This window comes from Pseudoalteromonas sp. S3785, assembly GCF_005887365.1.
Taxonomy (GTDB): domain Bacteria; phylum Pseudomonadota; class Gammaproteobacteria; order Enterobacterales; family Alteromonadaceae; genus Pseudoalteromonas.
Genome location: NZ_PNCT01000117.1, coordinates 1 through 11,830 on the forward strand (window position 1 = coordinate 1; position 11,830 = coordinate 11,830).

Annotated in this window: 10 protein-coding genes; 3 read left to right on the forward strand and 7 right to left on the reverse strand. The window is 39.3% G+C overall.

The genetic code is table 11. From position 1 onward, the window contains the following. Nucleotides 1-216: 216 nt before the first annotated feature. Nucleotides 217-1,524, forward strand: a complete 1,308-nt coding sequence (locus CWC17_RS18675; protein WP_138614596.1) for a DASH family cryptochrome — start codon at nt 217-219, stop codon at nt 1,522-1,524. A 26-nt stretch (nt 1,525-1,550) separates the two neighbouring features. Here CWC17_RS18675 and CWC17_RS18680 read toward each other — a convergent pair whose 3' ends face one another. After that, complete coding sequence (locus CWC17_RS18680) at nt 1,551-2,633, reverse strand: YeiH family protein (RefSeq protein WP_138614598.1); 1,083 nt, start codon at nt 2,631-2,633, stop codon at nt 1,551-1,553. A 137-nt stretch (nt 2,634-2,770) separates the two neighbouring features. On the opposite strand from CWC17_RS18680, the gene CWC17_RS18685 reads away from it, so the two are divergent. Continuing rightward, entirely contained in the window at nt 2,771-3,664 is an 894-nt protein-coding gene (locus CWC17_RS18685) for a LysR family transcriptional regulator (protein ID WP_138614600.1), read from the forward strand. Between the two features lie 316 nt (nt 3,665-3,980). Here the strand turns inward: CWC17_RS18685 and CWC17_RS18690 are convergent, their stop codons facing one another. From CWC17_RS18690 to CWC17_RS18715, 6 genes are all read right to left on the reverse strand, one after another. Next, entirely contained in the window at nt 3,981-4,811 is an 831-nt protein-coding gene (locus tag CWC17_RS18690; RefSeq protein WP_138614602.1) for a hypothetical protein, read from the reverse strand. Then, nucleotides 4,811-6,502, reverse strand: a complete 1,692-nt coding sequence (locus CWC17_RS18695) for a zinc ribbon domain-containing protein (protein WP_138614604.1) — start codon at nt 6,500-6,502, stop codon at nt 4,811-4,813. Before CWC17_RS18695 ends, CWC17_RS18690 begins: the two co-directional genes overlap by 1 nt. A gap of 153 nt (nt 6,503-6,655) precedes the next feature. Beyond that, on the reverse strand, nt 6,656-7,537 hold the full coding sequence (locus CWC17_RS18700) for a DUF6602 domain-containing protein (protein ID WP_138614606.1): 882 nt from the start codon (nt 7,535-7,537) through the stop codon (nt 6,656-6,658). A 302-nt stretch (nt 7,538-7,839) separates the two neighbouring features. Further along, on the reverse strand, nt 7,840-8,298 hold the full coding sequence (locus tag CWC17_RS18705; RefSeq protein WP_138614608.1) for a thioredoxin family protein: 459 nt from the start codon (nt 8,296-8,298) through the stop codon (nt 7,840-7,842). A 94-nt stretch (nt 8,299-8,392) separates the two neighbouring features. Beyond that, the gene (locus CWC17_RS18710; RefSeq protein WP_138614610.1) at nt 8,393-10,360 is read right to left on the reverse strand and encodes a hypothetical protein; all 1,968 of its coding nucleotides are present in this window, start codon (nt 10,358-10,360) and stop codon (nt 8,393-8,395) included. Nucleotides 10,361-10,587: 227 nt separating this feature from the next. Continuing rightward, a complete protein-coding gene (locus CWC17_RS18715; protein ID WP_138614612.1) occupies nt 10,588-11,514 on the reverse strand; it encodes a LysR family transcriptional regulator in 927 nt (308 codons plus the stop codon). Between the two features lie 166 nt (nt 11,515-11,680). Between CWC17_RS18715 and CWC17_RS18720 the strand changes: the two genes are divergently transcribed. Next, nucleotides 11,681-11,830: glutathione S-transferase N-terminal domain-containing protein (locus CWC17_RS18720; RefSeq protein WP_171042113.1), on the forward strand; the 150-nt coding region annotated here is incomplete at its 3' end.

Genomic DNA, 11,830 nt, shown 5'->3' on the forward strand with positions numbered 1-11,830 from the left:
GCCGAGTATAAAAGTGACTCGGCTTTAATTCTTATGCAGATCTGAGGTTAATTGCCTATATATCTGAAAACATACGCCAAGCAACTCAATCTTCTAAGTAAACCTATATGAGCAAGTTACACTTGCTCATCCTTTCTTAATTAAATACAAGTGAAAATCAATCCTCACCCGCTTTTGCTTCGTAAAGCTTTAGAGTTTAAAAACCTGAGCAAACCTATGAGAAAACGCATTTTATATTGGCTACAAAACGATTTACGCCTAACCGACAACACTATTTTAAGCGAACTTGCTACCCAGCAATGCGTGCTTGATATTGTATTTGTTATAAACCCGCACTGGTTTAAAAATAATAACTACCAACAAAAACCTTACGGCATACACAAACAGCAGTTTTTAATGCAAAGCTTGTACGAACTGCAACAAACACTTATTGAGCGCGGTCAAACCCTGCATGTGCTTGAGGGCGAACCCGTATCGCTTTTAAAAGCGCGTATAAATCAGCAAAATATTGATGAAGTGGTATACAGTGAGCAATTTGGCCTGTACGAGCAACGTCAAATAAACTTACTCAAAGCACATTGCCCAAATACACAATTTACAGGAACGCAGCAAGACACGCTCTATAAACAAAGCGACCTCCCCTTTGATTTAAGCGAATTACCTAAACACTTTACCCCGTTTCGTAAAAAGGTAGAGGCCGCTAATAGCCCCATTACACCTTCTACTTTGCCAAACGGTTTGCTCCCTCAACCAATAACCTTATGCGCTAAAAAACCTCTAGAACGTATAACAAATAAAGGTGTAATGCATGGCGGGCTTAACAGCGCGCAAGCACATTTAAAGCAGTATTTTGCAGGCGTAATGCCAAGTACTTATAAAACGACTCGCAACGAGCTGGATGGCTTTAACAACACAACCAAATTTAGTACTTGGCTTGCCTTTGGCTGTATAAGTGCAAAACAAGTGTATAAAGCCGTAGAAAATTACGAGCAAAGCAACACGGCAAACGAGTCTACTTACTGGATTAAATTTGAATTGCTATGGCGAGAGTATTTTAAATGGCATGCACTTAAAGCAGGTAGCAGCCTGTTTAGCTTTAAAGGCCAAAAACAGACTAAACCACTCACTACTTTTTCACCTACACGTTTTGCAGCATGGTGTAATGGCACAACGCCTTACCCACTTGTAAATGCCATTATGGAAGAGCTAAACACTACGGGTTACATTTCAAACCGAGCACGGCAAATTGCAGCAAGCTGTTTAGTGAACGAGCTTGGCCTTGATTGGCGATACGGCGCGGCTTATTTTGAACAGCAATTGATTGATTACGACGTAGCGGCTAACTGGGGCAACTGGCAGTACATAGCCGGTGTAGGGGTTGACCCTCGTGGCGGTCGTCACTTTAATATACAAAAGCAAACGGTGCAGTTTGATCCAAATGTCACTTACACTAATAAATGGCAAGGTAATAAAAATACCAGCGCGCAGTTGGATAGCTTAAACGAAGTTGATTGGCCTATATAAGCCAATCAACCTCTATCAGGTTATATTTAAAACAGCTGCACAATGCCTACATTAACGGCAAAGCCACCTAAGGTTAAAAACAAAAATAAACAGCCTGCTAATAACAGTGGTTTTATACCCGCTTGGCGAATAGCACTAACATGTGTACGCAGCCCAAGTGCGACCATGGCAATGGTGAGCAATATATTGTCAAACCATACAATGGCGTTTGTAGTACCTTGAGGAATAACCGATAACGAATGCACGCCACTTGCCACTATAAATAGCACTGCAAACCAAGGGATTGTAATACCCGCTTTTTGCTCGCTGCTGTGCCTGTTGTTGTTTGCTTTTGCATGCTTTTTACTTTGCCAAAACGATAAGCCCACTAAAAATGGTGCAAGCATCATTACGCGTAGCATTTTTTCTATCACGGCGGTGTCGGCTGCATTGGCGCTTACCGCGGTACCTGCTGCAACTACTTGCGCAACTTCATGAATAGTTGAGCCAACAAAAATGCCGTACGCGTGCTCGCTCAACCCCATATAATCAAACATTATTGGGTAGGTAAACATACTTAACGTGCCAAACACCACCACCGTTGCCACCGCTACTGATACTTTATGCGCCTGTGCTTTTATAACGGACTCAGTTGCCATTACCGCTGCGGCGCCACAAATAGAGCTACCCGCACCTATTAATGTAGTTGTTTGCTCATCGAGCTTAAATACGCGCTTACCTAGCTGCACTGCTAATATAAACGTTCCAACAAGCATAACAACGTCGGTTAGTAAGCCATACCAGCCCACGCCCGCTACTTGCGCAAAGGTTATTCTAAAACCAAACAACACAACGCCCGCTTTAAGCAATATACTTTTAGCATAATCAACCCCCACATCGGTACGCGTAGCTATGCGCGAAAACACACTGTTACCCACAATAATGCCAAGCACAATACCAATAGTGAGTGAGCTAAATTGCGCAGTTTGCATTATTTGTAACTTACTTAATGCAACAGATGCCCCCGCTAAAATAACCACTAGCAGCATACCTAACCACCAGCGCGTATCACTGTACTGCTTAGTATTAATACCCAAAGGCTGAAACCCATTTTTAATAGCGCTAAGCATAATATTCCCTCAATTAAACAATGTTGATGTGTTGACTTAATTGTAAGAAAGCTCAAAATATAACTCCAATATATTAAAATCATGATTTGATAACTTAAAGTTATACAGTTAAGAGTTATGCAATTTAGGGTTATACAATGAACTTACATGCACTTCGGGTATTTTATACAGTGGCTAAATTAGGTAGCTTTTCAGGCGCAGCCGAAGCGCTTTTTATAAGCCAGCCTGCGGTATCAAAGGCTTTAAAAGAGCTTGAGTATCAACTAAACATACAACTTATTGAACGTGCATCTAAAGGTAAAAAACTCACCTTAAGCGAAGGCGGCCAAGCCCTATACGATCACGCACGTAGTATTTTTGCTATCGAAAAAGCCGCCGTTGACGATATAAAATCGCGCACGGGGCTCAAGCGCGGCACACTCGTTATTGGCACCAGCACCACCATTGCCAGTTATTGGCTACCGCCTTATTTAGCTAAATTTTGCGCGCAGTACCCACATATAAAAGTAGAAGTACAAGTGGCTAATACTGCGCAAATTGAGCACGCATTGCTAGAGTGCACTATCGATTTAGCACTGGTTGAAGGCACACCTACCGAGCCGCATATTATTAGTAAGCACTGGCAAAACGATTTAATGAGTGTCGTTATACCGAGTAACGTTAAGCCCACTAAAAACTTAAAAGCATGGTTAAATAAGCAGTTTTGGTTATTACGCGAACCAGGTTCTGGCACGTTAGAAATGTCGGTAAAGTTATTAGCCCAACATGGCGTACAAACAGAGCAAAGTATGCAATTAGGCAGCAACGAGGCAATAGCAAGGGCTGTTGCGCAAGGTATGGGCGTTGCCTTATTGCCAAACGTAGTCACAGAAGATTTAGTACAGCTAGGCAAATTAACACGCCTGAGCCAAAAAAATAACGAGCAACTCTCTCGGCCTCTTTATCAACTGCATTATAAAGACAGACCGTCTTCGCATGCAGCGCAAGCGTTCGAAAAAAGCCTGTTTAGTGAAAGCTGGGAAGTCCAGTAAGTAGTATATAAACTAGGAGTAGGTGAAGTATAATATATGAAATTAAGATTATAGCTGGCGTGTGAGTAGCTCCTCTGGTGAACGCCATTTTAATATACAAAAGCAAATTGCGCGTTTTATCCAAAAGCTATGTACAGCAGTAAATGACATAGCAATGAAAAATAAAAACGCCCAACTTGGTTAGGTTATCAAGTAGATTGGCCTATTTAGGTTAATCTACTTATGTTCAACAATTTTAAATAGCTTTGCAAACCTCGCATTCGTGGTTAATTTTAAGCGAAGCGGAATTCAAGCCCGGTTAAACAAGTTTGTTAGATTATGCTGCATTAGTTTTAACAATTAAGTTTCGAGCCTTAATTTGCGTTAGAGATTCACTGATCAACCCATTCCTTTCGTCAAACTCAGAATAAAACAAACCCCAAATTTTTTTAAATAGGATATTTAAATTTTGATCTCGGTAAGCAGGGGTTCTTGGCCACTCGTTTAACCATTTATTAGCCATATTTACAAATAACTCTAAATTTACTGCACACACTAAAGAAGAACACACCTCTGCAGACTCTTGAAGCTCGGAATAACCAACTTTTATCCTCAAAGAATTCCGAGAACTTGGTAACTCCAATTTAATAGCATTCTTTCCTGCCAGCAGTCCAGCACTATGTACAATTGCATGCCTTAATTCACATAGTTTTCCGAACTCTTCTAAAGGTGCAGCAATTTGATTAATATTGGTCACATTCACACCAATTAATTCATTTAGACTCTTCTTTACTGCTTTAGGATCAGAAAATGAAGTATTTTCAAATGCTCCCTTTTCCATTTCACCAAAACCAATCCACGCTGTAGCCAAGTTTAAGCTCTTTGTTGCACTTTTTTGCTTAGCCTTGGGGCATATTTTGACAATACCAGCCAAAATTTCACGGAAGTAGTTTTCTGTTAAAGAAATCAAACCAACTAAAACAAGTGGTGGTATTGATGGGTTTAAGGTTGCATAATTTGGACTTATAGAACTTAAAAGCTTATTTCTTTCAATATAAAAATTATCAATTGGTGAACTTGCCACTGCAGAAGGATTTATATAATTAGATATATCACCAATCGTAACTGTGGATGCACACGCACTAACAGATTTCTTCCAGTCAGTCATTAGGAAATATACTCCTCAGCTAGCTGATAAATTTTAGTTGCCCAGAAGCTACCAATCTGCGGAACAGTACGAATCTCCTTGTGTCCTATGTCGTGTAAAATATCACGTACAAGCTTAATTCCTGATTTCGACTTAATGGAATTTATTCTTGAAGGCGTTAATGGCAATACGTCAATGCTTTCGTTAACTAACTCTTCATAAATTGAAGCCGTTTTTAATGGTGCACCACAATTAGAACAGAACCTAGCTTCGTCACTACTCCTCTCTTCACCACAACTTTGACACGCAGGCATTTTAAGCTTTAGCGGTTCATCAGTTTCAGGCACTAAATAATCAGATTTAGTTCTTGTGAATTCATGAGCATTTCTACTTTTAAGTGCAGTTGAAATATCGTCTGTTTTGGCTGCTTTAGTAGCTAGTATTGCATTATTATCGACGAGAGCGGCCAAGTTAATAATGTAGATTTCAAATACGCCTTTCTCTCCTCTACTTACCTGACCTTTATGACTAGCCAAACCAGCATATTGAAAAAATCCTAGAATTTTCTTCAAATCTGAACTCAATTCCTTTTTTATGGCAATGGATATGCTTTTTCTATCGATCTTTTTGTCTTTATTATAAGTTTTAATTAAATCAATAATCTTGCCAATTACCACATCACCTTCTTCAACATAGTTGATATATGTAGGAAGCTTCTTTTCGAGCGAGGTATACACAGCAAGCGCTCTTTTATTACTATCTTTAACCTGAGCCATCAATTTGGTTCGGTTAAAAGAAATTTGATATTCAACAGAGCCATCGACTTCTTCTTCCGAGTAGAAGCTTCTTACCATGTTTAACAAAATTCTCGGTATTCCAAATGCTGAATAGCACATTATTGTTAATAAAGAGTCTTCTTTACTTAACCTTTCATAAACTGCTTTAGGCAATCTCCTAGACAGCATTGTGGTCATGAACCACATGTAATTATCGCCTTCTGGATTAACCCATGCATTAATTTCTTCCGCATCGTGACCAACATTAAAAGTTGGAGGGAAGTTTGTAACCCCTGGGTATATTGCTGCTTTTGGTGAAACCCTACGACTCTTAATTTTTCTAAAAAACTCAAAAAAATCATGTTGCTGCTCTGGTGAAAATGCATGAGCGGCATCATCTAGAAGAAGTACACACCTAGGTTTCCCAGTTAGAGACATTACACAGCCTATATCTTCTTCTAAATCGTATGTAGTTAATTCTATTTTTTCTTTTTCTGCTTTAGCTATTTCACCAAGCTCTAGCAGTCCTAGAACTTTTTTTGCAGTATCTAATTTAACCTTAATATCTAATTTATCTTGATATCCCATATCTTGAAAGCTGCTATAGATACCTTCATATATTTTCAAATACATCCACTGCGAAAACCAGAAACCACCATTGGCCTTGCTTTTATATACCGGTTCTAACTTAAGAGAAGACTTAAAATTAACGTATACAGGAAAAGCTCCACTTTGACCTTTTTTTGAGAGCTTATTGTACGCCTTGAGCATAAGAGTAGTTTTTCCACATCCACGAGGTCCTGTCAGAAGCTTGGCTCCTGATTGTGTCAATCTTTTAATTATGACGTCTTCATTGGGGTGATCACTAGACCACTCAATAAAGTCTGCAGGTTGTATATATTCAGCTTGCTCTATAAAAACACTATTATTTTCCATTTTAATTTTCCATCAAATTCTATTACTTCTATATATTTTGGGCAGTTCGATCATCTAATACCTTGTTATACATCGAGCTATGCATGTTTTTTTGTACGAGTTTTTGCACAAAAAGAAAGGTATTGACGAGTCCGATAGAAGAGCTTATTGGAGTTACCTTTCACCGTCACACTCGATCTCACCCATTAATCCGTCATGATTTCGACCGGATGGGAATGCTGTAAACCCAGGGCGACGAATGTTTCTTCTTGTTTCGTCATAAAATACAGAGAGAACTCCGGTTAATATAAATTGCAGCCCAAAATGAGATTCTCCATCTTTGTGTATGAGGTTTACAAATTCAGCTTTATTTAGCATTTTTCCTTGAGGTCTTCTCTTAAATATACTCCACTCACTTAACGAGCCAATATATCCGACTAGATCATCAAACTTGGGCATTTCATCTTTTAAGTAAGCCTCTGTTAGCTTTTTAAAAATCCATTCTAGATTGTCAGTCTTCTTTTTATTAATTTTTGAACCCATAGATATTAACGCAAGGTATGGGCCACGTACTTTATCACTTAAGTGATTAGTGCTCTGTGTTCTACAAAGTTTTGATGCGGCCCAAAGTGATTCACATTCTTTTTTGATATCACCGTCATTTAGATGTTTTTTTACTGATAGAATTGCAATAACGCCCTCAGGCGGGACTATGACACTATTACCAAACCTCTGAAAAACGGGGTAACGTTCTGAGTCATATACGATTATATCTAGTTGAGATGAGTGTTCGTCAGAATCATTTCGCCGCTCTCTTCCACTAACTCCAGTTTTGACTGCTGGTCGTAGAATAAAACCAGTTAATACCTCTAATCCCTTAGGTAAGTATTTTGAAAAAAATTCCTGAATTAGGTCCTCAATAAAACGACCATCTTCGGCATGATGAGTAGCCCCCTTATGTTTGTCTGATGGGATTAGTGTTTCAAACTGCCTATAGGTAGCAATGAGTGCATTGACTTCTTGAGACCAATAATCTTGTATTCTTATGCCATCCATACTTAATCCAAATTTGAAGTAAATCTAGTAGTGTATTACCGAGAATACTCAATCTGTCAATTATTAGAATTACCAAGATACGAACTTTAATAACTTAATTATTATTAACTTACACATAGATACAGAGGATTACAATCGTTTAGACCACTCTATAACCGAGAATTTATTTAATCGAGAAAAACCAAAGAAATCAAATCTTGACTTCACACATTAAAGTATCAGGAGACTACTCATAGCAGCCCAACAACTAACTTATAAACCTATTTGCTAAATCGTTAACCCCAAATACGTACAAGCTCTATTTACAAACCCTGTGTTAAATCTTGCGCTAACGTACCCGTTGGCTTTTCAACTACACGTACTAACTCTTTGCCATTTTGTTTAACAACAAACGTAGGTGTGTATTGTAAGTCGTGAGCCTGTGCTATTCCGGCATCATCGCGTTTGTTGTAACCCACGGCCACGTAGTCAATACTGGCAAGTTTTACTTTTGCCGCACCTAGCAACTTAATAAGCTTTGGCACTTCGCGCTCACTGTCGTGGCACCAGGTGCCAAATAATACAATTAGCTCCTTGCCTTCTAGCTTTTGCATTAGGGCTATATCTTGCTCGGTTGGTGTAAACGCTTTGTATTGCTCGTTAAATTTATCGTAGTCGCTTAACAATGCCTGCGTACTTATCTCGCCCGAAAATGGCGCCGTATCAGCGAAGCTTACAAGCGGCATGCTTAAAGCACACAATAAAATTAATTGTTTAAACATGAGGTACTCTTTAATTGGGTATTTAATTAAGTATTAAATTAGGTATTAAACGACTATACCCAATATTGAGTGTGGAGTGAACAGCTCTCAGGCGTTACTTTTTATCCATAAAAAAGTTAACTTGCGATAAGTTAGTTAAATATTCTCGCCTTACGTCTTTATTCTCAGCTAGCTTATCTAAATCACCAATTAAGGTTACAAGCTTAGTATGCGAGTGGCGGTTCGTTTCTATAAAATCGTCTTGCTTGTCATCACTCTCATCGCGCTCTTTTTTATGCATAGAGTAGCTATTTTCGTTTTCTTCGAGCCAAATATCGTCAATTAAGCGAATGTCACTTTTGCTAATGGTTTGTTCTTGCATCGCCATTTGCAGCTCGTATTGATTTGTTTGTGGATTATACTCAAACATTTTTGTATCAACATCAACCTCATGCGACTGTTCGAGCCCCACAAGTTCTTTATTTTTAACGGCGGTGTTTACGTTATAATTCTCTTCTTTGTCGTAATAATCAGGGCGACTGTATTGATAATCAAAGTGGCTACTTACATTTTTACTTTGCGTTACACCGCTAAGTTCCCCTAATTGGGCTTGTTCAGTCGCTTGGCTTAGCTCAATTGTACTTTTAGGTTGATAGTCGCCGTTATCAAGCGCATAAGAAAATGTAGCATCAAAATCAGCGAGCTTAGAAATACCCGCCCCTAATGTATTTGGCGCTTTATCATCTAGCCCTTGGTAACGGGCATCGTTTGTAATCATGTTATTAACTAAATCGGCAACCATGGCGCGCCCGTCATTAAATTGCTGATCTGCAAGTGACTCCAAATTACTATAACGTTCAGCCGCCGACGACATACTCGTAAAAGCGCCTTTAAACAATGCAAAACCTTGTTGCATTGTCTCGTCGCCCTTACGACCAAATGCCGAGTCTTTACTATCCTCGGTACTGTTTACTCGACTATCTTCTAGGCTTTGATCAAGCGACGCTAAATACTGCTGCATTTGCTGCGTGTCTTTAGCGCCAATGGTTGACATATCGAGTGCAAAATCAATGTCGTTTTTCCCACTCTCGGCTTTAAACACAAGTGCTTGCTGGTTTGATGCTTCATCAATGGAGTAACTTAAATCAAGTGTGTCCTCACCAGAATCAAGCCCATCGTTTTGCGTTGTTGAAAACGACACATTAAAACCCGCTAGCTGCTGACTATTAAAGCCTGCTAAAAAGTCTAAACTCATGTCTGTTTGGTTTGGCACTATAATAGGATTAAATGAATTCTCACTCACTTTAAAAAACTCATCGGCCATTTCACCAACACCCGACATAACCTGCGTTAAAGCCGCATGTTCAGCCTCAGATAAATCGCCATTTACTTCGTAACTTATACCAAAGCCATCTATCGCTTCACCGGTTTCTTCGTCATAACCTTGCGATGAGTTAAAGGTAATGTTTATAACATCACCTTCTTTAGTTTTTACCGAGAGTTCAAACAAGTTGTTATCGTCATCCCCGTATTTTGAGCGATTAAGGCTTTCCATGTACGGATTAAGCGTGCGCTCAACACGTTGCTGACTTGAGGCTAAAAAGGTTTTTTGCTCATGCCCAAGCTGCCCCAAGTTTGACAAAATATCGCTTGTATTAGCATAAGCACCCTGAATATTTTTAACGGACGTATTTAACCGCTCAATTAATTGGGTACTGTTTTCGTTTTTTAATAACCCCTCATGCTGAGAAGTAATTACGGTGCGCAGGGCAAGTTCTTCATTGGAGGGTTTATAGTTATTAAGGCTTGGTGTACTCGATATTGTAAATAGTGAGATTAATTGCTGCTGTAAAACATCCTCAACTTTTTGATTACTAGCCAGTGCTTCGTCAGTAGTATCGTTATTTAACTGGCTAAGCAGTTCGTCGGTTATTTTAGGTGCGTTAGTGTTTAAAGCATTAATAGCTTGAAGGTCGCTACTGGTATGTAGCGAAGGACTCACAGAGCTTTGGTTAGTATTATTAACTGATTGAGCCAGTAAAGCGCTTAAATTGGCGTGGTTGCCAAGAGTACTGTTGACCATGATTATCCTTAATCGCTAAACCCTATTAAGTAATCTATCGGACACAGCATAAGAATCTTTAGTTTAAGGAGAGGTTTTTTACCTATTATTTATACAAACAACCCATTAATAAATTTAATAAGCATAAATGACATAAATCAAAACCGGATAAGCGTAGGTCGGATAAGCGCAGCGCCATCCGACCATTCACCACTCGGTTTATTTACAACCCACTCAACTTTTAAGCGCTATTCTGCTCGCTTATTACTTTCATCTGTTTCTTTTATCCTTTGCACTAAAAAGTCGACCGCCGCTTTTACCTTTGGCACTAAATAGCGCTGCTTTTGGTACAACAGATAAACGGCCATATTGGTGTTTTGCGTTATTGCTAACTCATGCTCAAACTTAAGCTCTTGCAACTCACCCGTTTCAAGGTAGGATTTAAGCGCCCACCGAGTCGACATTAAAATCCCTTCTCCGTTGCAGGCTTTTTTAGCCAGCCAATTCCCATTATTTGAAATAGCGACGGTAGGCGCTGATACGTCGTGCCATTGTTCATCTATTTTACATAACCACGGCGTAGGCCCCGAGGGTGTTTTAAAATATAGGCCACGGTGCTGCTGTAATTCCATAGCACTTTTAGGCATACCGTATTTTTGTAAATAGCCAGGCGATGCAACTGGTATAAAGCCATTATCCATAAGCTTAATTGCTAACACGCGCTCGTTAGGTGCATACCCTCCACGAATGGCTATATCAACGTCGTCACGCCCAAGGGTAGAAAGCTCATCGCTTAGGCTTACATCTAGTATAATTTCGGGATACAAAACACTAAATTCATCAAGTAGCGGCATTAAAATTTTGTCGCCAAAGCCAACCATACAACTAATTGATAATCGCCCCATGGGTGTAGCTTGGTAACTGCGCACTGTTTCTTGGCTCTGCGCCAGTTGCCCCAAAATTTGCTGCATATCGTTGTAGTAAATATGCCCAACTTCGGTAAGCTTAACAATACGTGTTGAGCGTTTTAAAAGCGTAGCGCCTAAGCTTTTTTCTAAATCGGCTACTCGGCGCGACAACGACGAAGGCGGCACACCAAACGCTTTTGCAGCTTTAGTAAAACTGCCTGTTTCGACTACTTTTATAAAATACCGTATGGCTTTTAGTTGATCCATGCTACCTCAGGGTTAAACAAACCTTATTATTGCCTTAAAGGCAAAAGTGATTCGCATTTTCCCCTATATATAAGCAAATTAAAACAAGTAATAATAATCTTAACTTATCTACACGCTTTAATTTATTTAACGCCAATAGTTAAAGCTTAAAACCAAAGGCTACATTATGATTACTTTGCACGGCTTCGCAGCTAGTAACTATTACAACTTGGTTAAGCATGTACTTTTACACAAAGAGCTGCCATTTAATGAGCACCTTATATACAACAACGACGAGCAGTTTTTAGCTATAAACCCTATGGGAAAAGTACCGGCT

Excerpts from the sequence above, each read along its gene's own strand:
- CWC17_RS18675 (WP_138614596.1), top strand. The coding sequence starts at position 217 with ATGAGAAAACGCATTTTATATTGGCTACAAAACGATTTACGCCTAACC.
- CWC17_RS18680 (WP_138614598.1), bottom strand. The coding sequence starts at position 2,633 with ATGCTTAGCGCTATTAAAAATGGGTTTCAGCCTTTGGGTATTAATACT.
- CWC17_RS18685 (WP_138614600.1), top strand. The coding sequence starts at position 2,771 with ATGAACTTACATGCACTTCGGGTATTTTATACAGTGGCTAAATTAGGT.
- CWC17_RS18690 (WP_138614602.1), bottom strand. The coding sequence starts at position 4,811 with ATGACTGACTGGAAGAAATCTGTTAGTGCGTGTGCATCCACAGTTACG.
- CWC17_RS18695 (WP_138614604.1), bottom strand. The coding sequence starts at position 6,502 with ATGGAAAATAATAGTGTTTTTATAGAGCAAGCTGAATATATACAACCT.
- CWC17_RS18700 (WP_138614606.1), bottom strand. The coding sequence starts at position 7,537 with ATGGATGGCATAAGAATACAAGATTATTGGTCTCAAGAAGTCAATGCA.
- CWC17_RS18705 (WP_138614608.1), bottom strand. The coding sequence starts at position 8,298 with ATGTTTAAACAATTAATTTTATTGTGTGCTTTAAGCATGCCGCTTGTA.
- CWC17_RS18710 (WP_138614610.1), bottom strand. The coding sequence starts at position 10,360 with ATGGTCAACAGTACTCTTGGCAACCACGCCAATTTAAGCGCTTTACTG.
- CWC17_RS18715 (WP_138614612.1), bottom strand. The coding sequence starts at position 11,514 with ATGGATCAACTAAAAGCCATACGGTATTTTATAAAAGTAGTCGAAACA.